Genomic DNA, 22,233 nt, shown 5'->3' on the forward strand with positions numbered 1-22,233 from the left:
TTTGCACACGCCCCGAATCCATTCCAAAGGCACACCCAACATGGCCCTCATTGAACCGGGCAAGATCCCAGCGGTCAATCGCCCCACCCGACTGAGCCGGATCGACATCGGCCGCCTCCACCGATGGCACATGCGCGCCGGTTTGTGGATCGGCCTGGCGGTGATCCTATGGGCGCTGAGCGGCTTGGGCCACCCCATTCTTTCACGCCTCAATCCCAAGCCGGCGACGTTCGCCCCGCCGCTCAGTGCCGTGGATGGGTCGAATCTGCAATCGCCGCAACAGGTTCTGCAAGCGGCCGGCCTGACCCGTTTCGAGGCGCTGCGCCTGTGGCAGCCGGCGGGAGCCACCCCCGCCTATCGGGTGCAATCCGAAGGGCGGATCTACTGGATCGACGCGCGCAGTGGCGCGGTGCAACCCGATGCCGAAAGGCGCTGGGCGGAGCGCCTGGCACGCCACTACACGGGCGATCAGACCAGCGCGGTCACACGGCTCACACTTCTCGATTCATTCAATAATGATTATCATTACATCGACCGGCTGCTGCCGGTCTGGGAAGTCGCGCTGAATCGCCCGGACGGTCTGCGCGCCTACGTCGACCCGGCGTCGGGACGACTCGCCACCCTCACCGATACCCGTAAGGACTGGACCGGAAAGTTGTTTCGCTGGATGCACTCCTGGAGCCCCATTCAGTCCTCGCGATGGACTCAGGGGATCATGCTGACTCTGCTGCTCGTCACCGCCATGGTGTCGGCAGCCGGGCTCGCGATCTATGTCCGGCTCTGGCGCCGGGGCGCGCTGCGTCTGGCGCGGCCCGCGACGGTCCGCATCCACCAGCGCCTCGCCGTGCCGGTCGCCCCGATCGCGCTGATGCTCGCACTTTCGGGCGCACTGCATCTGGGTGTCAAAGCCTGGCAAGGAGATCCCACCGCCCCGGCGGCCCCTCGATCCTTCTCCACGACCGAATTGCAGGCGCCCTTCGCGGCACTGGTCGCCGGCTTTGTCGGGGGCGCGTCGATTCTTGCGCTGGACCTGACTCGCCTCGACGGCGAGCCGGCCTGGATCGCGATGCCTGCCTCACCCGTTGCAGCACCGGGACATCGACACGGCGATCGCCACGATGCGCCGCCCCCCGCCGATCGTTATGTGAACGCCGCCACCGGCGCCGTCATCCCGGACGGCAACCAACGACATGCCACCGCGCTGGCCTATCAACACGCCGGCTTGCCGATCGGCACGGCAACCGATGTAAAGCCCGTGCACCGCTTCGGGGACGGCTATGGGTTCGTGTTCAAGCGCCTGCCGGTCATGGCCGTGACGTTGCCGGAACGCCCCGGCGAGACCTGGTATGTGGAGACTCGAACCGGTGCCCTGGCGGCCCATCTAACCCCCCTCAACCGGATCGAAGGCTGGGTGTTCGGGGCGATCCACAAATGGAGCTTTCTCGATGCCGGAATTGGCAAGCCGGGCCGCGAGCTCCTGCAATCACTTGCCGCCCTGGCGCTGGCCCTCACCGTCGGACTGGGCTTGGCACGCCAAGTGAGCCGATGGAGGCAAAGCCGCGCATGAGCGCCGGATCGCTGCGTCAGCTTGGGCCAATCGCCCCATCAGAGCCTCGCATGCCAGCGCCGGCGAAGCTCGGGGCGGCGCTGCGCGTTCTCCCTCCCGGCGACCGTGTTCCCCACGCATTTACGAAACTTGCACTGCTCTCGCTGGGCCTGCATGGCCTGCTGCTGACCGGCGCCGGGCTGTGGCCCACGCCGGCGGCCGAAACGCCTGCACGTCCCGAGCCCGTCACGCTGGTCACGCTTGCCGCGCCGCCGGTACCGGCCGCCCCGGCCCCACAACCTGAGCCGGCGCCATCACCGCCCGAGCCGACACCCGCGCCACCCAAACCGGCGGCCGCACCGCCGCCCAAGCCTGTGCCCAAGCCGACCGCACCCCCGAAACCGAGCCCCAGGCGGGCCCCACCGTCAACCATGGCACCGGCGGTTGAATCCGCGCCCGTCGCGCCCACCCCGGCAGCGCCTAGCGAGCCGGCGATCGCCCGGCCTGCTGCGCCGCAAGCACCCAGTGCCATGGAACAGGCACCGATCGCCATCGATCTGAACGCCGCCTATCGGCTCAATCCGGCACCGAACTATCCACCGCTCGCCCTGCGGCGGCGTTGGGAAGGCACCACGCGGCTGCGCGTTGAACTCGACCCCGAAGGGCACCCGATCCGTGTTGCACTGGCCGACAGTTCCGGCCATGCGATCCTGGACGACGCCGCGCTGGACGCCGTGCGGCGCTGGCGCTTCCGGCCGGCCACGCGCGCGGGAAGACCGGTTCCGGCCACGGTCGAGGTCCCGATTGTCTTCCGGATCAGCCGCTGAGTGCCGCGCTGGTCGGAACGCACGCACGACGAACCATCCACGCCAACAACTGAGGAGCATATTTTCATGGAACCATCTTCCGCCTTGTGGCTGGGCTGGTGGGAACACGCCGATCCGGTGATCCAGAGCGTCTTTATCACGTTGGTGGTGATGTCGATCCTGAGCTGGACGGTCATTCTCGAGAAACTCTGGCAACTACGCCGCTGGCACCGTCTGGAACGCCGAGCCACCGACCTCATCGAACAAGGCGACCTTCGCGCCCTGGAACAGCTCCCGGCCGATTGCCCGACGGCCCGACTTCGCCAGGCGGCCGCACAGTTGCTGGCACGACGGGATGTGGCCGCGCCGGAGCTGGAAGCCCGTTTGGCCGACGCGCAGATGCCCATCCGAAGCGATCAGGAGCGCCATCTCATCGTCCTGGCGACGGTGGGTAGTACCGCGCCGTTCGTGGGCCTGCTCGGTACGGTCTGGGGTATCATGCACGCGCTGCAGACGCTCACCGGCAAGGCGCTCACGCTGGACGCCGTCGCCGGCCCGGTCGGCGAAGCACTGATCGCCACCGCCGTGGGCCTGTTTGCCGCTATTCCGGCACTGATCGGTTACAATGTGACGGTTCGCGCCTTGAGCCGACTGACCACGCTGACCGCCGACAATGGCCGCCAGTTGGTCGACCTGCTCTACGCGCGCACCGATTCGCGCGTTTCCTGAGCCCGAATCCAAGCTTTCCCGAAACCATCTTGCCTGCGCCGCGGTCGTTCCTGCGGCGCGGCCGGGCATTTCGGGCCCAGCCCGACCTCTCACCGCATGGATTCGCGCGGTCGGTTTTCCCGCGTACACGCGCCTTCTCCTTTGCCGGTGGATTTTCCAATGACAAGCAGCGACTCCGAAACCCCAGTGCTCTTCAGCGATCTCGGCCTCGCCGAACCCGTGCTGCGGGCCGTTAGCGAGCTGGGCTACGAAACCCCCTCGCCCATCCAGGCCCGCATCATCCCGCACGTGCTCGCTGGTCAGGACGTCCTGGGCCAGGCACAGACCGGCACCGGCAAGACTGCGGCCTTCGCGCTGCCGCTGTTGTCGCAACTGGCGCCGGAGGCATCCGGCGTCCAGACCCTGGTGCTGACGCCGACCCGCGAGCTGGCCTTGCAAGTCGCCGCCGCCTTCCAGCGCTACGCCGCGCATGTGCAAGGTTTCCGGGCACTGGCCGTGTACGGCGGACAAGGCTATGGCGAGCAGCTGCGCGGTCTGCGCCAAGGCGCCCAGGTGGTGGTCGGCACCCCCGGCCGCATCATGGACCACATGCGCCGTGGCAGTCTCGACCTTGCGAACCTGCGCTGTCTGGTGCTGGACGAGGCCGATGAAATGCTGCGCATGGGTTTCATCGACGATGTGGAGTGGATCCTGGAGCAGACCCCCGAGAGCCGCCAGATCGCGCTGTTCTCCGCCACCATGCCGACCGCCGTCAAGCGCATCGCCCAGCGGCATCTCAAAAACGCCGCCGAGGTTTCCATCGCGGTACGCACCACCACTGCGCCCACCATCCGACAGCGCTACTGGCGCGTCGGCGGTCTCCCCAAGCTGGAGGCGCTGACCCGCATCCTGGAAACGGAGGACAGCGACGGCATCATCATCTTCGTGCGCACCAAGGTCGAAACCGAACAGCTTGCCGATGCTCTCGCCGCGCGAGGTTATGCCGCCGCCGCGCTCAATGGCGACATCCCCCAGAACCTGCGCGAACAGACCGTGGCCAAACTCAAGACCGGCCGAATCGACATCCTGGTCGCCACCGATGTCGCCGCCCGTGGCCTTGATGTGGAACGCATCAGCCACGTCGTCAACTACGACATCCCGTATGACACCGAAGCCTACGTGCACCGCATCGGCCGCACCGGCCGCGCTGGCCGCAGCGGCGAGGCCATTCTGTTCGTCGCGCCGCGCGAAACGCGCATGCTTCAGGCCATCGAGCGTGCCACCGGCCAGCGCATCGAGTCCATGGAGCTGCCCGGCGTCGCGCGCATCAACGAACGGCGGGTCACACGCTTCAAGGCCGCCATCAATCAGGCACTTACCCACAGCCAGCAGCAATTTTACCGGCAATTGCTCGGCGAATTCTGTGCCGAAGATGGCCTGGATCCCCTCGACGCCGCGGCCGCCCTGGCGGCTCTGCTGAATGGCGGAACGCCGTTGCTGCTCGACCCCGCGAAGGAACCACTCCCCACGCGCAGCCGCGCGCCCAATCCAAAGCGCGAACGCGGCGACATCCCGCCTGGCGCACGGGGCGAGGGACCGTCCAAGGGGCGCCCCAGCGCGCGTCATCCGTCAGCGGAGCTGGAAACCTTCCGGGTGGACGTGGGACGCGCGCACGGTGTCCAGCCCGCCAACCTGGTTGGCGCCATCGCCAACGAAGGCGGGATCGACAGCCGCTCCATCGGCCGCATCAAGATCCACGATACCTACAGCACCGTAGACCTGCCGGGCAATCTGCCGCCCGCCGTGGTCGCCACGCTGAAAAAGGCCTGGGTGGCCGGGCGGCCCCTGGCCATCTCGCGCTTCAACGAAACAGCGGCGGCGCCCAAGCGCCCCGGCAAGCCTGCCCGCATCACACTGCCCAAGGATGGCAAGCCCAAGCGGTCAGCCAAGCCCCGCGTGAGCAAAGGCCGCCCCAAATCGAAATGAGTCGCTGTCAGAATCGGATGGCGCTGGCGAACTTCGCTATGATCGGAGCTCCGTCGGGTACATGAGGAATCCACGCCGTGGCGATCATCCAGCCCACCTCCAGGAGCGCGGCCCACCGACACGTCCGCACGATTGAGCGGCGGACCCGCTGATGATCACCGGTTCGAAGCAGTCCCCGTCTCTCCACGCATCCGCCGCCGAACGCGAGCGGATCCGGGATGTATTCCTGATCTTTCTGCGGCTGGGACTGACCTCCTTCGGCGGCCCGATCGCCCATCTGGGCTATTTCCGCGACGAATTCGTCGTGCGCCGACGCTGGCTCAGCGAGCGCGATTATGCGGATCTGGTGGCTTTGTGCCAGTTCCTGCCGGGGCCGGCCAGCAGCCAGGTGGGCATGGGGCTCGGACTGATGCGACGGGGCTACGCCGGTGTACTGGCGGCATGGGCCGGATTCACGCTGCCGTCGGCGCTGCTGATGATCCTGTTCGCACTCGGCCTTTCGCACAGCACGGAACTGCTGCCAGCGGGTGTCGTGCATGGCTTGAAGATCGTCGCGGTCGCCGTCGTCGCCCAGGCGGTATGGGGGATGGCGCGGTCGCTGTGCACCGATGCAACCCGCGTGACGCTGATGACCGCGGCAACCTGTGTTGCGCTGGCACTGCCCGGCGCCTCCACCCAGGTGGGCGTCATCGCCGCCGCCGGGCTGATCGGGCTGGCACTGTTCCGGCCCGAGCAGGCGGCGGATCAGCACCCACTACCCATCCGCGTCCGTCGGCGCATCGGCAGCATCTGGTTGGGATTGTTCCTGGCGCTGCTGCTCGGCCTGCCGGTTCTCGCTGGGCTCTTTCCCGCACCGATCATCGCGGTGACCGATGCGTTCTATCGTGCCGGCGCACTGGTTTTCGGTGGTGGCCATGTGGTCCTGCCGCTCTTGCAGGCCGCCGTGGTTCCCACAGGCTGGGTCGACGGGCAGACGTTTCTGGCAGGCTACGGCGCCGCGCAGGCGGTACCGGGTCCCCTGTTCACCTTCGCCGCCTTTCTGGGCGCTTCCCTGCAGGCCGGTCCCTCGGGCTGGGTGGGTGGCGCGGTCTGTCTGCTGGCGATCTTCGCCCCGTCGTTTCTGCTGGTTGCCGGCGCACTGCCGTTCTGGGCGCACCTGCGCAGCAACCGGCGCATGCGCGCCTCGCTGGCCGGCATCAACGCCGCAGTGGTCGGTGTCCTGCTCGCCGCCCTCTACGATCCGGTTTGGACCAGTGCCATCGGTACACCACTCGATTTCGCCTTCGGACTGATCGCCTTCGTCGCGCTGATGTTCTGGCGATTGCCGCCGTGGCTGGTGGTCCTGGGCTGCGGCTTGGGCGGCGGACTGCTGGGCATTACCGGCTGACCGCTTCGCTGCGCCGGGTTTAACCGGTCGGCCCGCCCAGCAGCGCGTGACACCGGCTACTTGGCGAAGATCTTGCGCAACCAGGCATCCATTACTGCCGTCGCGGCATGGTCCGGGTCGCCGAGCTTGCGGTTGATCTCGATGTGGCCAAGCAGTCCCTTGCCGGAGAAGCGGCCGTACTCGACGGCAGTGCCCGCCGCGGCAAGGGCACGACCCAGCGCGTCGGCTTGCCGTACACCATCCGGCCGCTCGACATGCAGCAGCAGGAAAGCGCGTGCATTGGGCGCAGCAGCGTTGTAAGTCGGCGAAAGCGCCCGCTGGCGCGCGGGATCGTTGCCGAACACGGTTGCATAGGTTCGCTGCATTATCCGCCCATGCTCCCGCATTTGCGCCGGCACATCGTAAGCCGCGCCGTCGTTGGCGATCACACCACTGAGGTCAGCGAAACTCAACCCGGCCGCCTTCAAATAGCGCTCATCCGTCCCGACCAGCGCGGCCAGGTGTGCGCCGGCACTATGCCCCATCAGGACGACCCGACCACGATCGATTCCAAGTTCCGTCGCGCGATCGAGCAGCGCCTCGAGCGCCTGAACGACATCCTCGACCTGCGCCTCGACCGTGACGTCGGGCACCAGCCGATAGTCGATCGAGGCGTAGGCATAGCCCTGTCGCGTCAAATGCGCCGGCAACCACCGGCTCGCTGCTGCAGTCCGGTTGCCGTACATCCACGCACCGCCATGGACAAACATCACCAACGGCGCGGGACGGTCGCCCGCCGGAACCGTCCAGATGTCCAATTGCTGCGTGGGAAGGCTGCCATAGGCAAGTGTCTGGCGGACGGCCGCGCTGCTCGCCGCCGTCTCCGAGAGCGGCGCGCGCAGCCATCCGCCGCCGAACGAGGCCACCGGAAGAACGAGGAGCGCCGCCAGAACGAGACCCGAAACTTGCCACTTCCTGTCCATGCCCACCCATTCGTCGCGTACGTCAGGAACCACCAGGCCAGCAAGCGACTCGCCATTGCGGCCGCGCCGCTCAACCCGATCGATGGCGGTTGCTGAAGCGCACGCATGCCGGTGACCGGTGACCCATTTGAACCCGACCGGCAGGGGGGCCGCAACGCGTACGTCGATCAGTCCGGCCCGGATTCCGACCGGCGCGCGTGCCGGTCACCAGCGCCTGGCCGCGCCGCATGCCGGGGCGCCGCTCAGCGCCTCAATGGCCATGGCGGTGATGCAAGTCGGGGTAATGCGGGTGGCGATGGGTGATCAGCCCGTGCAAATGTTCGTGGGTATGCGGCTCGCGGCCATCCCAGGGAAAATCATGTGCGTGCCGATGATGAGCGTCGTGGACGTGGCGATGGGTGTGGCGCAACGCCTCGTGGGTATGCAGATGGCTGTGCCGTTCGGTGAGGTGCAACCACAGGCCCGCTCCCATCAGCACGGCGGCGATCCAGAATGCCGGCCCCGGCCGCTCGCCGAACAGAAGCAGGGCAACCAGTACACCGGCGAATGGCGCTACCGAGAAGTACGCACTGGTTCGCGCCGCCCCCAGTTGGGCGAGCGCGCGGACGAAGAGCACCAGACTGACGCCGTAGCCGACCAGACCCAGCACCAGCGCGCCACCGATCTGGAGCGCTGGTGGCCAGGTGCCGGCGAACGATACCCCCAGGATCAGATTGGTCGCACCCGCCACCAGTCCCTTGAGCGCGGCGATGGTCAGCGCATCGGCACCGGCTATCCGGCGCGTGAGATTGTTGTCGATCGCCCAGAACAGGCAGGCCCCGATGACCGCAAGCGCGCCCCACGGCAAGGCATGGCCGGCGCCCGCCTGCCAGGACAGCAGTACACCCGCTGTGATGATGAGTCCCATGCCGAGCGCGATGCGTGCATCGACGTTCTCGCGGAACACGAACCAGGCGATCAGCGCCGTGAACACACCCTCGAAATTGAGCAGCAGCGCGGCGCTCGCACCGGACACGCTGGCGAGGCCCCACAGCAGGAGCGCCGGGCCGATCACGCCGCCCGCGATCACCGCACCAGCGAGCCACGGCCAATCGGTGCGGGTCACCGGCGCAGCGGCGCTGCCGTGCCGCGCCGCCCGCCAGGCGAACAGTCCCAACCCGCTGCCGAAGTAGAGCAGGCCGGCGAGTATGAGTGGCGAGGCCACCCCCGTGAGGGCCTTGGCCAGCGGCGTGCTCATCCCGAACAGAACGGCGGCAAGCAAGGCCTGGGACACGCCGCTGCGTGGCGAGGGAGCGCCGATCATACCGGCGCGGTCACCGGGTCTGAACCCGCACGCGACCCACCCTCACGACCATGGGCCAAACGATACAGTACAGGCAGCACCAGCAGAGTGAGGACCGTCGACGACAGGATCCCGCCGATCACCACCGTCGCCAGCGGGCGTTGCACCTCGGCTCCGGTACCGGTCGCAATGGCCATCGGAATGAAGCCGAGCGAGGCCACCAGCGCGGTCATCAACACCGGACGCAGTCGGGTCAGCGCACCCTCGCGGATGGCCGCATCGATTGGCCTGCCGCCCTCGCGCAGGGCGCGGATGAAGGCGATCATCACCAGGCCGTTCAGCACAGCCACGCCCGAGAGCGCGATGAAACCCACCCCCGCCGAGATCGACAGTGGAATGCCCCGCAGCCACAGTGCCAGGATGCCCCCCGTCAGCGCGAAGGGCACGCCGGTGAACACCAGCACGCCATCTTTCACATTGCCGAACATGGCGAACAACAGCATGAAGATCAACAGCAGCGCGACCGGCACCACGATCAGGAGCCGTTGGGTCGCCGAGGCAAGCTGCTCGAAGGTCCCTCCCCACTCGACCCAGTAGCCGGGAGGAATTACGACACGCTTGTCCATGACGGAACGGGCCTCGCGCACGAAGGAGCCGATGTCGCGCCCGCGCACATTGGCAGTCACCACCACCCGCCGCTTGCCGTTTTCGCGGCTGATCTGGTTGGGACCCGGCGCGATCGACAGGCTGGCCACATCGTCCAGCCGCACAAAGGCAGCGCCCGGGTTCGCTGATGACCCGGGCAGGCGGATCGGAATCTGGCGGATTGCCTGAAGATCGGTCCGCAACGCTTCGGGAAGCCGAACGAGAATATCAAAGCGCCGATCACCCTCGAACAGCTGACCGGCCTCGCGCCCGCCAACGGCGATTGCCAGGGCGTCCTGGACATCGCTGACGTTGAGGCCATGGCGGGCAATCCGCCCCCGGTCGATCTCCAGCGTCAGCATCGGCAACCCGGTGGTCTGTTCCACCTGGACATCCGCCGCGCCCGGCACCTGCGCGAGCACGTCGGCAATCTGGTGCGCCGCATGTTCCATCACCGCCATGTCGTCGCCAAAGACCTTCACCGCCACATCGCTGCGGACCCCCGAGAGCAACTCGTTGAACCGCATCTGGATCGGCTGGGTGAACTCGTAGTTGTTGCCGGGCACCTGGGCTGCCGCCGCCTGCATGGCCGCGACCAGATCGGCCTTGGAGCGCTTCGGATCGGGCCACTCGGCGCGCGGCTTGAGCATCACGAAATTGTCGGCGACGTTGGGCGGCATGGGATCGGTGGCGATCTCGGCCGTACCGATCTTGGCAAACACCTTGTCGACCTCCGGGAACTGCTTGAGCGTGCGCTCGAGTTCCGCCTGCATGCGCACCGCCTGGCTCAGACTGGTGCCGGGAATGCGCAGCGCATGCAGCGCGATGTCGCCTTCATCGAGGCTGGGCACGAACTCGGCGCCCATGCGCGTGGCGAGCAGCAGCGACAGCGCCACCGCCACGGCGGCGATGCTCAGGACGACGGGCGGGTGGGCCATCACGCGGTCGAACAAGGGGCCATAGATCCTCTTGGCCCAGATCATCGGGCGGTTTTCCCGCTCCGCCACCTTGTCGCCGATGAGCAGTGCCACCGCGGCCGGGATGAAGGTGATCGAGAGGATCATGGCGCCGATCAGCGCCACCACCACCGTGAAGGCCATGGGATGGAACATCTTGCCCTCAACACCGGTGAGGGCAAAGATCGGCAGGTACACCACCATGATGATGAGTTGGCCGTAGAGGAGCGGCCGACGCGCCTCGCGAGCGGCCGCGAACACCGCGTCCAGTCGTTCGCGGCGGGTCAGCGGTCGGCCGGCGGCGACTTGAGCCCGCGCCAGCCACCGCACGCAGTTCTCCACGATCACCACGGCGCCGTCGATGATGATGCCGAAGTCCAGCGCCCCCAGGCTCATCAGGTTGGCGCTGACTCGATTACTCACCATGCCGCTGAAGGTGAACAGCATGGACAGTGGAATCACCAGCGCGGTGATGAGCGCAGCGCGGAGGTTGCCGAGGAACAGGAACAAGATCGCGATCACCAGCGCCGCGCCCTCGACCAGGTTTTTCCGGACCGTCGCGATTGCCTTGTCCACCAGCTCGGTGCGGTCGTAGACCGTCCGGGCCACCACGCCCGGCGGCAGGGTACGGTGGATGTCCTGCATCTTCGCGGCGACGGCCTGGGAGACGGCGCGGCTATTTTCGCCCATGAGCATGAACACCGTCCCGAGCACGACTTCGCGGCCGTTTTCGGTGGCGGCGCCGGTGCGCAGTTCATGGCCCAGGCTGACCTCGGCCACATCGCGAATCCGGATCGGTACGCCTGCGGGCGCGGCAATGACGATGTCGCCGATGTCCGCAAGACCGGCAACCTGACCCGGCGCGCGGATCAGCACCTGCTCCCCGCGCCGTTCGATGTAGCCGGCGCCAACGTTAGCGTTGTTGCGCGCTAGCGCCGCGACCAGATCGGACAGCGCGAGGCCATGGGCGACGAGGCGATCCGGCCAGGGGGCGACCTGGTACGCCTTGGCATGGCCGCCGATGGTGTTGATTTCGGTGACCCCCGGCACGTTGCGCAGCTGTGGCTTGATGATCCAGTCCTGGATTTCGCGCAGATCCATGGAGGTGTAGGGCGTGCCGTCGGGCTTGACCGCGCCTTCCTCGACTTCCAGCGTCCACATATAGATCTCGCCCAGTCCGGTCGCGATCGGCCCCATGGCCGGCGTCACACCCGGTGGGAGGCTCTCCCGGACCTGCTGGATGCGCTCGTTAACGAGCTGGCGCGCGAAGTAGATGTCGGTGCCGTCCTCGAAGATCACCGTCACCTGCGACAGGCCATAGCGCGACAGCGACCGGGTCTCCTTGAGGGCCGGCAGCCCGGCCATGACGGTCTCGATGGGAAAGGTGACACGCTGCTCCGCCTCGAGTGGCGAATAGCCGGGCGCTGCAGTATTGATCTGCACCTGGACATTGGTGATATCGGGCACGGCGTCGATCGGCAGCTGCCGATAGCTGTACATGCCGACCGCGGCCATGCCCAGGACCATGATCAGGACCAGGGCGCGCTGCTCGACCGCGAAACGCAGGATTCTCTCGAACATGGCGCGCCTCTCAGTGATCGTGGCTGGCGCCGGCCTTGCCCAGCTCGGCCTTGATCAGATAACTGTTTTCCGCGGCGTAGCGCTCGCCGCGGTTCAAGCCGGCGACGACCTCGACCAGCCGGCCATCGCTGCGCCCCAACACCACCGGACGCGCCTCGAACAGATCACCATAGCGGCCGAAAACCACGGTTGAATCGCCCAGAGTCTGGATCGCCTCGGTGGATACGGCGACCTGAACCGCTACCTCGTCCGCCACCAGCTCGCCCGTGACCGGCAGCCCCGGCCGCCAGATTCCCTCGGGATTGGGCAACACGATCCGCGCCGTGGCGGTGCGCGTCTGCGCCCCAACCAGTTCGCTGACATACGCAACGCGACCCTGGCTTTGCGCCGTGAACCCTTCGGCACGCACTGTCGCGGCCAGACCGGCCTGCACGACCGCCAGATCCTTGGCATAGACCGTCATCTCGGCCCAGACCGTGGACAGATCGGCCAGCACGAAGACAGTCGCATCATGCCCGACCGCTTCGCCCCGTGCGATGTGCTTGCGCACGATGACCCCGTCGATCGGGGCCCGCAGCTCATAGCGCGCCAGATCACCCCCGGTCGGCAGGCTGCCAAGCGCAGCGAGCTTCTGTCGCGCGCTTTGCTCGACGACCTCGGCTTCCTGCAGCGCAGCGCGGGCCGCCAGGTAGTCCTGCTCGGCAGCGATGCGTGCTTCCCACAGCGCGCGTTCCCGTGCATAAACAGTGCGCGCCAGCGCCAGGCGTTTCTGGACGGCGAGCAGCTCGGCGCGCTGCTCGGCCAGATCCCGGCTGGCAATCACCGCCAGAACCTGACCCGCCTGCACACGGTCGCCGGCATTGACCCTGACCGACTGGACGATGCCGCCCAGCACCGGGACCACATGCACGGTGCGATCTTCATTGAGGCGGATCTCACCGATGAGCGGCACGAGGCTGCGGATCCGCCCCGGTTCGGCACGGCGCAGGGTGACCCCGCTGGCTTCGAGCTGCGCATCGGGTATCGTCACCCGTGCCTCGACCTGTTCGAAGCCAAAACGGTAGGTCTGCGCCTCGTGTTGTGCCGTAAGCGTGGCCTTGAACGAGTGCGGTTCTTCCACCACGGCATCGCCCACGAGGTATTCACCCTGGGGTGTGAAGCTGAACACCTGCGGCGGACGCCCCAGGCGTTCGAGCGTCAAACTGACATCGCTGGTCCGGGGATCAAGCAAGCGGTCATCACGGTAGGCATAGATGCGGAACTGAGGGGGAACGCCGCGCTCGAAAATGGTCAGCTCGAGCGCGTAGGAATCCTGCTTGAACAGCCGCCCTCCGTGGGGCCCCTCATCGCTGCCGGAAGCCGCTGTGGGATCGCGCTCGTGGGCATGCGCCGCTGTGCCGCGTCCTTCACCTTCATGGGTTGGAGACGGCAGGTCGCGGCTCAGGATCAACGCGGCCAGCACCGCGCCGATCACCAGGATTGCGGCGACTGCCATCGCCTGTTTGGGGTTCGATCTGCGTTTCATTGGTCCGTTCCTACCGTAGATCTGCAACAGACGACAGGGACGCGTCATCGGCGCCGTCCCCGAGCAGCGCGCCGAGGGCCGCGGCGGCGTGATGCGCCTCACGCAGCGCATCGAGCTGCTGAGACCTGGCCGAGAACAGGGTGCGCTGCGCGTCCAGCACGTCCAGGAAACTGAATTTGCCGAGCTCGAAACCCTTGAGCACGGCGTCATAGGCACCTTGCGCGCCGGGCAGAATGTCGCGTTCGAGGAAAGTCAGCTCGCTGCGGGCCGTGGCGAAACGGCCAAGGGCCTGATCGAGCCGAGTCGCGATCCGAAGCTTCGTTGCCATCAGTTCATCCCGCGCCTGATCGCTCTGGCGCAGCGCTGCCTCCAGATTCCCCTGATTGCGATCGAACAGCGGAATCGGGACCGAAACGCCGATAATGGCCTGATCGAGGTCGCGTTCGCTGTCGTGTTGCGCGCCCACGCTCACAGAGAGGTCCGGAATACGCCGACTGCGCTCGACCTGGATCCGGGCCCGGCTATGCTCCAGCGCGATCCGGGCCTGCCGGACTGCGGGTGCGGCATCGATGTGCTGTGCCAGCTCGGCGCGCGTCAACCACTCCGGCAGGCTGGCGACATCGCCCTGGAGCCGGTCGACCGGCAGGGTTTCGTCGCCAACGGCGCCAGCCAGCTGGCTGCGTGCGGTCGTGAGCGCTTTTTCCGCAGCGTGCAGCGCCACGCGCACCGCAGCCTCATTCACCTGTGCCCGCGTTTGCTCGATCGGAGAGACTTTGCCCGCAAGCACCCGGCGCTCGGCCACCTGCGTCGCCCGCTGCGCCAACTCGGCACTGGCCTGGGCCAGTTCGAGGGTTTCCTGGGCAATCAGGGCATCGAAGAAGGCGACGCGTACCGCCGCACAGATCCGCATCTGGCTGGCGATGAGCTTGGCTTCGGCTGCCGCCCGCCCGTAGTCGGCTGCGTCGATCCGCGCGGCGCGCTTGCCGCCCAGTTCGATGGGCTGGCTCAACGCCAGCCGTGTGGTGCGGGTTTCGGGGCGGGTGTCTTCGAGTTCGGCCGACAGTTCAGGATTGGGCCTGCTCCGGGCCTGCCTGATGGCGGCCTCGAAGACCTGAACTTCCCGCCGCGCCGCCGCAAGGTCGGGATTGACGCGGCCAGTGATGGCGAGCGCGCCAGGCAGGGTCAGGGGACCTTCGGGCCGGGTTTCAGTTGCTCGCCCGGCGTCACTCGCGATCCGGATCGGGCCACAATCGGCCGCAGGCGACCCGGCAAAGGATGGGTTGCAGATCAGCGCCGCCAACCCCAACGGCCAAAGCAGTCTTCGCATCGAACGCTCCACGCATAGAACGAATTCGCGGTAACGCGGCAAGAGCGAATGAGGAAACGTGCTTGATCGCGAACTGGCCGTCGTCCCGCCGTATCAGGCGGACACGACCCATTGGGGACGTTCGGGTGGACGAACGGTTTGCGAGCGGTAGCGGCTGTCCGTCTCAGGTGGACTCATCCGCGAAGAGACGACGGCGATAGGCGTGAAGCCACTCGGAACGGCCACGAACCCGGCGAGATGGCAGTGATCGTGTGTCGGAAACGTGCGCTGATGCCCATGGGTGTCTTTTGCCGCAGCACGCTCGCCAGCCTCGGCCGCATGCGCCGCTTTACCCATCACTTGATAGAGACTGCCGTGCTCCCAGTAGTGCGCCACCGCGGCCCAGGAACTTTGGAGCGGAAACAGGCAGATCAGCAGGATGAGAACCAGACGGCGCATAACGCCGCACCATAATGAGCCCTACGGTGCCGTGTCAATCACCCGACGACCGGGCGGGCCGCACGGCCGGCGTCCGGATGCTGGCCATCTCGGTGCGCGCATGGCGCAGAACGGCCCATGCCGCCGTGATTCCAAGGGTGCCCATGATCGCCGCGACGATCAGGTCGGGCCATGCGCGGCCGGTGCCGAATACACCCAGCGCCGCCAGCATGACGGCGATGTTGCCGATGGCATCGTTACGACTGCACAGCCAGACCGACCGCATATTGGCATCGCCGCTACGGAAGGCATACAACATCAGCGCCACGCCGACGTTGGCGGCCAGCGCGAGCACGGCGATAAAACCCATGGTCAGCGGCTCCGGCGGTGCGCCACCGGCCACGCTGAATGCCGCCTTGCCCAGCACGAACGCACCGAAGGCAGCCATGGTCAGTCCCTTGAGGAAGGCCGCCCGCGCGCGCCAGATCAGGCCCATCGACAACACGGCAAGCGAAAGCGCGTAATTGGCGGCATCGCCTAGAAAATCCGCGGCATCGGCGAGCAAGGAAACCGAACCGGCAACCTGCGCGCCGGCGAGCTCGACACCGAACATGAGGGCGTTGACGATGAGTGCGGCCCATAGCGCCCGCCGGTAGCCGGGACGGACCACCGCTGCTGCTGAACATGCGCCATTGGCGCAGCTGTCACCGCCCATCGCCCTGCTCCCCGAACGAGCCTGCCACATCGATCATTGGGGCCCACGCGCGCGCCGCCGTCAAGCAGGCCCGGCACAAATGCCGGGAGATACTTTGCGCGATATTGCGCCAACAGCAACACGACCGATGCACGGCACCGACGAATGATTAAGGGAGAAGATGGTGGCCAGGGACGGAATCGAACCGCCGACACGGGGATTTTCAGTCCCCTGCTCTACCGACTGAGCTACCTGGCCCGATCGAGACGGGTGCAGCGAATCAGCCGCATCCCGATGCAAGAAAGAGGCGCGAAATGTACCGCCTGCCCGTCCGCGCGTCAAGCCGCCGGCGCGCTCAGCCCGCCGGCGCCGGCGGAACGAATTCGGGCGGCGCGGCGCTGTCTCCACCGAAAAAGAATTTTTCCATTTCCTGTTCCAGGAACTTGCGCGCCTTGGGATCGATGGGCGTGAGGCGATATTCGTTAATCAACATGGTCTGGTGGCGCAGCCATTCCTGCCAGGCCGGTTTGGAAACCGATTCATAAATGCGCTTGCCGAGATCGCCCGGGTAGGGTGGAAAATCCAACCCTTCCGCTTGCTGGCCAAGCTTGATGCACTGCACCATCCGCGTCATATCCTCATTCCTCCACTGCGAAATCCCAATCGTGGCTGGTATTCTCCCCTGCGCTGACCCGTCTGGCTCATGCGTTCGGGGCCGGTACCCGACGCTCGCCTGTTTCTTTCTTTATTGAGGTTCCGATTCTATACCAAAGCCCACCCCTCGGCAGAAAAGGTCCGGCGAACGGAAATTGCACTGGCATCCTTCATTGCTTGAGCTTGTAGCCGGTCCGAAAAATCCAGGTGATGACCAGGAGACACGATCCCAGAAACAGGGCGATCATGGTCAGGCTGATGCCGATGTGCACTTCGGCGACCCCGTAGAAACTCCAGCGGAATCCACTGATGAGATAGACCACCGGATTGATCAGCGCGATCTTCTGCCACAGGGGCGGCAGCATGTCGATGGAATAGAAGCTACCCCCCAGAAACGCGAGCGGCGTGACGATCATGAGCGGGATGATCTGCAGCTTTTCCCAGTTGTCGGCCCAAACGCCGAGGATGAAGCCGAACAGACTGAAGCTGATCGCCGTGAGCAACAAGAACAGCACCATCCACAGCGGGTGATCGATGCTGTAGGGAACGAACAGACGGGCCGTTGCCAGAATCAGCAAGCCAAGCAACACGGACTTGGTCACTGCCGCGCCGACATAGCCGGCCAGCACTTCGATTGCCGAAACCGGGGCAGACAGCACCTCGTAAATCGTCCCGGACCATTTCGGCATGTAGATCCCGAATGAGGCATTGGAAATGCTTTCGGACAACAGGGACAGCATCAGCAGGCCCGGGATGATGAAGGCGCCATAGGACACACCGTTGATGTCCCCCATGCGCGTGCCGATCGCCGCGCCGAACACCACGAAATACAGCGAAGTCGACAGGATCGGCGACGCGACGCTCTGCAGCAGCGTGCGGAACCAACGGGCCATTTCGAAATGGTAGATCGCGCGGATGGCATAGAGATTCATGAATGCGCCTTCAGCAGATTGACGAAGATGTCCTCCAACGAACTCTCACGCGACTGCAGCCCCTTGAAATCGATGCCATGCGCCGAAAGATCCCGCAGCATATGGGCAATCCCGGCCTGATCCCCGGCAGCGTCATAGGTATAGATCAGCTCGCTGCCATCGGTAGACAATGCCAGGGGATAGCTGCTCAGACCCGCCGGCAGCACGGACAACGGCTGCTGCAACTGCAGGCGCAGCTGGCGTTCGCCCATCCGGTGCATCAAGACCTGCTTCTCTTCGACCAGGATCAGCCGGCCACCCCGGATCACGCCGATGCGATCAGCCATCTCCTCGGCTTCCTCGATGTAATGGGTGGTCAGGATGATGGTGACGCCCTGAGCACGCAGCGTGCGCACCAATTGCCACATGTCGCGTCGCAGCTCGACGTCGACCCCGGCGGTGGGCTCATCGAGGAACAGGATTTCGGGTTCGTGGGACAGCGCCTTGGCGATCATCACGCGCCGTTTCATGCCGCCGGACAGCGTCATGATGCGATCGTTGCGCTTGTCCCAGAGCGACAGGTCGCGCAGCACCCGCTCCAGATAGACCGGATCGGGCGGCTTGCCGAACAGGCCGCGGCTGAAGGCGACCGTCGCCCAGACCGTCTCGAAGGCATCGGTAAAGAGCTCCTGGGGCACCAGACCGACCCGTGAACGTGCAGCCCGATACTGGGCGCGACTGTCGTAGCCGGCGATCGTCACGGTGCCGGCGCTGGGCATGGCGATGCCGCAGATGATGCTGATCAGCGTGGTCTTGCCCGCGCCGTTCGGGCCGAGCAGGGCAAAGATTTCCCCGCGCCGGATCTCGAGATGAATGTCATGCAGGGCCTGAAATCCCGATGGATACCGCTTGTCCAATGCCCGAACAGAAATGATGGATGACATCAACGCACCGCCCGATTCTGCACGTTTCACCTCACAATGTTGAAAGGCCATCACCCCTGGACGCCCCCGATCGGCCCTGCCAGAAGATCCAGTACCGGCTTGACCATGCCGCCGGGCGGCATCGTACCAGACTGGTACCACACGCCTTCGCGCAGGCCCGGATCGGCCCAACCCGAAGACAGCTGAAGCTGCCAAGGCTGCACGCGCAACCGGCGATGGGTCAGGACATGACGGATCTCGGGCAGCGCCGCACACGAAGCGGGCACCTCTCCGAACCACCGAGCGCACCAGTCCGCCGGCACAGTCTCAGGTGGGCACTCGGGCAGACACCACATGCCACCCCAGATGCCGCGCGGCGGTCGTCGCTCCAGCCAGATCCGCCCGTCCGGATCGCCGATCGCCAACAAGGTGACTGCCACTTCCGGGGCCGCGCGGCGAACCGCCCGGCGGGGAAACGACTCGACCTGGTTCAGCGCGACCGCGCGGCAATCCGGCCGGAGTGGGCAGCGCGCGCACTGGGGTCGCCGCGGCGTGCAACAGGTGGCACCGAGATCCATCATCGCCTGGGTATAGGCGTCGACCCGGCTGGTGGGGGTCAGCGCCTCGGCCGCCGCCCACAGCCGCCGATCGCGCGCCGTTCCCGGAGGCAGGTCGAGCGCCAGAAAACGACACAGTACCCGCTTCACGTTCCCGTCCAGGATCGGTTCGCGCGCGCCCGTGGACAGCGCTGCGATGGCCGCCGCCGTGGAACGTCCGATGCCAGGCAGCTCCCGCAGGGATTCCGGGTCGGTGGGAAAGCAGCCTTTGTGGTGCGCCAAGACCCACTGCGCGGCACGATGGAGGTTCCGGCCACGCGCGTAGTAACCCAGCCCGGTCCAGAACCCCAGCACCGTGTCGAGATCGGCTGCGGCCAGACTCGCCACGTCCGGAAAGCGGGTCATGAATCGCTGGTAATAAGGGATGACCGTGGCCACCTGAGTCTGCTGCAGCATGATCTCGGAAACCCAGATCCGGTAGGGATCCCGATCCGCCTGCCACGGCAAACCGTGGCGCCCATGGACATCGAACCAGGCCAGCACCCGCTCGGCGAAAGCCGCCGGTGGCAAGGGAAGCGCGGCCCAAGTCACCGCAGGAATTTCCCCAGCCCCTCCTGAATCTTCTCGGCCGCTTTCTCGCGCAGTTCGTCTTCCCGGTCCTTGAGCTTCTCCTGGATCTTCTGTTTTTCCTGTTCCAGCCGCTCGCGCGCCTTGGCCTCGGCCAGCGCCTTGACGTCTGGACGCACACTCGGCCGAGCCCACGGACCTTTGATGGCGATGGGTATGGGCTTGTCGATCAGATCCTCGAGCCAGCGGTCACCGCGAATCATTCCGGTGCCCAGCAAGGTAGCCAATACGTCGAAGTCGAGCTGCTGACGATCAACATCAATCTGCCCCTTGCCATCCATGCGCAGGAGCGGTGAGGTCAGCGACAGAGCCTCGTTGCGCCAGATCGGCCCTTTCATCGACACCTTCCCCTTGAGCTCTGTGAATTCGGTGCCACCTTCGGGTGCGGGCCCCGGATCCAGCGACCGCACCTGGGCATAACCGCGCCGCAGCTGATTGAGGATATCGATCCGCTCGATGCGGCCATCGCGCAGATCCACCGAAAGCAGTCCGTCGAGATTGCGCAGCCATTGCCCGGTATCCGCGCCGCGTGTGGCGGCGTTGAGATCCAGTGTCCCGGTTCCGGTGAGATAAGCTTCGCCGGCGAAACGCTGCATCAGGGGCGCCAGTTGAATGCCCTTGAATACCGGCTTGATCGTCACCGTCGGCACCTCGGGGGCGGCGTCGATCTGCATCGTCGTGGTCATCTGGCCGCCGAACAACCCCGCCTGCAAGGGGTCCACGACCAGCCGGCCATCCTTGAGCACGGCCCGGATCTCGGCGTTCTGCATGGCGATCCGGCTCAGGGTCAGCGCCCCGACTCGCAGCCGGGTGTCGAGATCGAACTGTCGCAACAGGGCCACCGGAATGGGCTGGGGCCCCGGATCACCGGCCGGGGCGGTTCCTGTCGCGGGCTTGGGCTCGGGTGCGCTGCCGGAAGTGGGCGGCAGGTAGCGGTCCACATTCAACCGATCCACCGTCAGATCGGTCTTCACCTGCATGCGCTCGTCCCAGGCGATCGCCGCACTGCCCTGCATGCGGCCGCCATCCAGATCGACGCGCAAGTCATCCAGCGCGACCCGTTCGGCCGTTCCTTTGAAGGCGGTGTTTACCGCCAGGGTGCGCAAGGTATCGGACGCAGTGGTCGGTGGCAACTCGATCTTCAGCGCCGTGAACAGCGGCCGGGGTGCGAAGGGCGGCGCGTCGATGCGACCCTGATACCCGAAGCCTCGCGCCGCGGTGATGTCGATATTGCCCTGGGCCCTGAACAGATCGCCCACACGCAGGTTCAACGGCTTCAGCGACCAGCGCTGATCGGACAGTGCACCGGCGACATCGGTGGTGATTTCAGGCCTGGCCAGGACCCGACCATCGCCCAGATCGAGGGACTCGGCCAACAGACGCATATCGTTCAGGCGCGCCCGGCCGGCACCCCAGTCGTAATCGAGCTTCCCGCTCAGCGACGGATCGAGCAGCCCCTGCCCGCCGGCAACTGCCAGCTTTCCATCCAGCGTGACGCCCAGATCCGGTGCTTCCAGTCGTTGGCGTTTCCAGTCGACCGAGACCGGCGTCCTCGCGTCCAGCGCGACGGGGGCCATGTCTGCCGTCGGACGCAGCGCCTTGGCTTGCAACCGGACGCTGGCCAACTCGACCCGCCCGCTGCCCCAGTTCACCTCGCCGCCGGTTTGCAGATCCAAGCTGTCCAAGGCGCTGCCCGCCCACCGGATGTTCTCGCCCGACAGCTTTACCTGGGCCAATCGGGCAATGGACCGGGCGACATCGACGACACCCTCGTCCACCGTCAGAACCAGCTTGTCGATCTGCTGGCCAGCTGTCTTGTAGGGACCGACTTCGAGCCTGATGGGACCCAGCGTTCCCGGCGCATCCTGCTGCCAGACCCCGGCGCCGGAGAGCGCCACCGGCAGGACCGCCTCGCCGAACAGCTCCGGACTGCGCAGGCGGGTCTCGAGCATCAAATCCTCGACCACATAGCGGCCCGCCTCCGGCGCGACCTGCACGCCGGCCTCGAAATCGACCTCCGCATCGAGATCCGGCGCACCCACCGACAGATTGAAGCTCGAGGTCACCGGAACCTTGCCGCCGAAGCGCACCTGCCCCGTCTTCAGGTCCCAGTCGGTCAGCGCATAGCGTGTGCCGTTCTGACGGTCATCCCACAGCAGACGTCCTTCCTGCACCCGCACACCCGTGATGTTGAACTCGCTCAGCGAAAACCGACCATCGGTTTGCGATGGCGATTCGGCTTCGGGCGTGGTTTCGGAGGTTTCCTCCGAACGGGCCAGCCGTTCCTGGATGTCCTGCCAGTTGCTGCGGCCATCGGCCGCTCGCGCCAGACTCAGCTGCAGACCATCGAGGGCGATGGTGCCGAATTCGAGCCGCCCGGCCAACAAAGGCAACAGCCGGATGCGCGCCGCGGCATGGCGCACCGCGAGCATGGGCTCCTCACCGAATCCCGGTGCATTGGCCAGCGAGGCGCCGTTGACTTCAAGACCCAGCCACGGAAAGACGCTGACACCCAGATCCCCCTCCAGGGTGAGCGTCCGCCCGGTCTGTTCGGAAACGAGGCGGGTCAGATCATCGCGATAGGCGTTCGGATCAAGCAGCCGAGGCAGCGCAAGCGTCAGCACCAGAGCCAACACGATGAGGACGGCGAGCGCGATTCCGCTGATCTTGATCCATCGATTCATAAGGCACCTCGTAGAAGCTGGGCGTTCCATGCCGGTGCCGGCCCTGCCGAGGAGC

Annotated in this window: 17 protein-coding genes and 1 tRNA gene; 5 read left to right on the plus strand and 13 right to left on the minus strand. The window is 66.2% G+C overall.

Annotation, left to right across the window (positions count from 1 at the left end; translation table 11 throughout):
* The first annotated feature begins 40 nt into the window (after positions 1-40).
* From E4680_RS07965 to chrA, 5 genes are all read left to right on the plus strand, one after another.
* Complete coding sequence (locus tag E4680_RS07965; protein WP_135281884.1) at positions 41-1,567, plus strand: PepSY-associated TM helix domain-containing protein; 1,527 nt, start codon at positions 41-43, stop codon at positions 1,565-1,567.
* 50 nt (positions 1,568-1,617) lie between these two features.
* Positions 1,618-2,373 (plus strand): energy transducer TonB, encoded by a 756-nt coding sequence (locus E4680_RS07970; protein WP_205688823.1) that lies wholly within the window; start codon positions 1,618-1,620, stop codon positions 2,371-2,373.
* Positions 2,374-2,439: 66 nt separating this feature from the next.
* A complete protein-coding gene (locus E4680_RS07975; protein WP_135281886.1) occupies positions 2,440-3,081 on the plus strand; it encodes a MotA/TolQ/ExbB proton channel family protein in 642 nt (213 codons plus the stop codon).
* Positions 3,082-3,240: 159 nt separating this feature from the next.
* Entirely contained in the window at positions 3,241-5,046 is a 1,806-nt protein-coding gene (locus E4680_RS07980; RefSeq protein ID WP_135281887.1) for a DEAD/DEAH box helicase, read from the plus strand.
* A 151-nt stretch (positions 5,047-5,197) separates the two neighbouring features.
* On the plus strand, positions 5,198-6,433 hold the full coding sequence (gene chrA / locus E4680_RS07985) for a chromate efflux transporter (protein ID WP_135281888.1): 1,236 nt from the start codon (positions 5,198-5,200) through the stop codon (positions 6,431-6,433).
* A gap of 56 nt (positions 6,434-6,489) precedes the next feature.
* On the opposite strand, the gene E4680_RS07990 is transcribed toward chrA, so the two are convergent.
* From E4680_RS07990 to E4680_RS08050, 13 genes are all read right to left on the minus strand, one after another.
* Positions 6,490-7,395 (minus strand): alpha/beta hydrolase, encoded by a 906-nt coding sequence (locus tag E4680_RS07990; protein WP_135281889.1) that lies wholly within the window; start codon positions 7,393-7,395, stop codon positions 6,490-6,492.
* A 250-nt stretch (positions 7,396-7,645) separates the two neighbouring features.
* Complete coding sequence (locus E4680_RS07995; protein WP_135281890.1) at positions 7,646-8,698, minus strand: DMT family transporter; 1,053 nt, start codon at positions 8,696-8,698, stop codon at positions 7,646-7,648.
* Positions 8,695-11,859 carry an efflux RND transporter permease subunit gene (locus E4680_RS08000; protein WP_135281891.1) on the minus strand — a complete coding sequence of 1,055 codons (3,165 nt, stop codon included), beginning with the start codon at positions 11,857-11,859 and terminating at the stop codon, positions 8,695-8,697. The genes E4680_RS07995 and E4680_RS08000 overlap by 4 nt, the downstream gene beginning before the upstream one ends.
* 10 nt (positions 11,860-11,869) lie before the next feature.
* Positions 11,870-13,384 (minus strand): efflux RND transporter periplasmic adaptor subunit, encoded by a 1,515-nt coding sequence (locus E4680_RS08005; protein WP_135281892.1) that lies wholly within the window; start codon positions 13,382-13,384, stop codon positions 11,870-11,872.
* Positions 13,385-13,394: 10 nt separating this feature from the next.
* Positions 13,395-14,711, minus strand: coding sequence for a TolC family protein (locus E4680_RS08010; protein WP_135281893.1), 1,317 nt, complete (start codon positions 14,709-14,711; stop codon positions 13,395-13,397).
* A gap of 93 nt (positions 14,712-14,804) precedes the next feature.
* On the minus strand, positions 14,805-15,149 hold the full coding sequence (locus tag E4680_RS08015) for a hypothetical protein (RefSeq protein WP_135281894.1): 345 nt from the start codon (positions 15,147-15,149) through the stop codon (positions 14,805-14,807).
* A gap of 34 nt (positions 15,150-15,183) precedes the next feature.
* The gene (locus tag E4680_RS08020) at positions 15,184-15,843 is read right to left on the minus strand and encodes a cation efflux transmembrane domain-containing protein (RefSeq protein WP_135281895.1); all 660 of its coding nucleotides are present in this window, start codon (positions 15,841-15,843) and stop codon (positions 15,184-15,186) included.
* A gap of 161 nt (positions 15,844-16,004) precedes the next feature.
* A tRNA-Phe gene (locus E4680_RS08025) sits at positions 16,005-16,080 on the minus strand.
* 97 nt (positions 16,081-16,177) lie between these two features.
* The gene (locus tag E4680_RS08030; RefSeq protein WP_135281896.1) at positions 16,178-16,456 is read right to left on the minus strand and encodes an oxidative damage protection protein; all 279 of its coding nucleotides are present in this window, start codon (positions 16,454-16,456) and stop codon (positions 16,178-16,180) included.
* A gap of 190 nt (positions 16,457-16,646) precedes the next feature.
* A complete protein-coding gene (locus E4680_RS08035; protein WP_135281897.1) occupies positions 16,647-17,408 on the minus strand; it encodes an ABC transporter permease in 762 nt (253 codons plus the stop codon).
* Entirely contained in the window at positions 17,405-18,331 is a 927-nt protein-coding gene (locus E4680_RS08040) for an ABC transporter ATP-binding protein (protein ID WP_135281898.1), read from the minus strand. Before E4680_RS08040 ends, E4680_RS08035 begins: the two co-directional genes overlap by 4 nt.
* Before the next feature lie 50 nt (positions 18,332-18,381).
* Positions 18,382-19,458: an A/G-specific adenine glycosylase gene (gene mutY, locus E4680_RS08045; protein ID WP_240696153.1), complete on the minus strand. Its 1,077-nt coding sequence runs from the start codon at positions 19,456-19,458 to the stop codon at positions 18,382-18,384.
* Positions 19,455-22,178: an AsmA family protein gene (locus tag E4680_RS08050; protein WP_167792443.1), complete on the minus strand. Its 2,724-nt coding sequence runs from the start codon at positions 22,176-22,178 to the stop codon at positions 19,455-19,457. Before E4680_RS08050 ends, mutY begins: the two co-directional genes overlap by 4 nt.
* Positions 22,179-22,233 lie beyond the last annotated feature (55 nt).

Source organism: Candidatus Macondimonas diazotrophica, assembly GCF_004684205.1.
Taxonomy (GTDB): Bacteria; Pseudomonadota; Gammaproteobacteria; order UBA5335; family UBA5335; genus Macondimonas; species Macondimonas diazotrophica.

What these genes read in the sequence shown, in the direction of transcription:
- E4680_RS08010 (WP_135281893.1), bottom strand. Translation starts at nt 14,711, where the DNA reads ATGCGAAGACTGCTTTGGCCGTTGGGGTTGGCGGCGCTGATCTGCAAC.
- E4680_RS08050 (WP_167792443.1), bottom strand. Translation starts at nt 22,178, where the DNA reads ATGAATCGATGGATCAAGATCAGCGGAATCGCGCTCGCCGTCCTCATC.
- E4680_RS07975 (WP_135281886.1), top strand. Translation starts at nt 2,440, where the DNA reads ATGGAACCATCTTCCGCCTTGTGGCTGGGCTGGTGGGAACACGCCGAT.
- E4680_RS08040 (WP_135281898.1), bottom strand. Translation starts at nt 18,331, where the DNA reads ATGTCATCCATCATTTCTGTTCGGGCATTGGACAAGCGGTATCCATCG.
- E4680_RS07980 (WP_135281887.1), top strand. Translation starts at nt 3,241, where the DNA reads ATGACAAGCAGCGACTCCGAAACCCCAGTGCTCTTCAGCGATCTCGGC.
- E4680_RS07965 (WP_135281884.1), top strand. Translation starts at nt 41, where the DNA reads ATGGCCCTCATTGAACCGGGCAAGATCCCAGCGGTCAATCGCCCCACC.
- E4680_RS08035 (WP_135281897.1), bottom strand. Translation starts at nt 17,408, where the DNA reads ATGAATCTCTATGCCATCCGCGCGATCTACCATTTCGAAATGGCCCGT.
- E4680_RS07995 (WP_135281890.1), bottom strand. Translation starts at nt 8,698, where the DNA reads ATGATCGGCGCTCCCTCGCCACGCAGCGGCGTGTCCCAGGCCTTGCTT.
- chrA (WP_135281888.1), top strand. Translation starts at nt 5,198, where the DNA reads ATGATCACCGGTTCGAAGCAGTCCCCGTCTCTCCACGCATCCGCCGCC.
- E4680_RS08020 (WP_135281895.1), bottom strand. Translation starts at nt 15,843, where the DNA reads ATGGGCGGTGACAGCTGCGCCAATGGCGCATGTTCAGCAGCAGCGGTG.
- E4680_RS08000 (WP_135281891.1), bottom strand. Translation starts at nt 11,859, where the DNA reads ATGTTCGAGAGAATCCTGCGTTTCGCGGTCGAGCAGCGCGCCCTGGTC.
- E4680_RS08015 (WP_135281894.1), bottom strand. Translation starts at nt 15,149, where the DNA reads ATGCGCCGTCTGGTTCTCATCCTGCTGATCTGCCTGTTTCCGCTCCAA.
- E4680_RS08005 (WP_135281892.1), bottom strand. Translation starts at nt 13,384, where the DNA reads ATGAAACGCAGATCGAACCCCAAACAGGCGATGGCAGTCGCCGCAATC.
- E4680_RS07970 (WP_205688823.1), top strand. Translation starts at nt 1,618, where the DNA reads ATGCCAGCGCCGGCGAAGCTCGGGGCGGCGCTGCGCGTTCTCCCTCCC.
- E4680_RS07990 (WP_135281889.1), bottom strand. Translation starts at nt 7,395, where the DNA reads ATGGACAGGAAGTGGCAAGTTTCGGGTCTCGTTCTGGCGGCGCTCCTC.
- E4680_RS08030 (WP_135281896.1), bottom strand. Translation starts at nt 16,456, where the DNA reads ATGACGCGGATGGTGCAGTGCATCAAGCTTGGCCAGCAAGCGGAAGGG.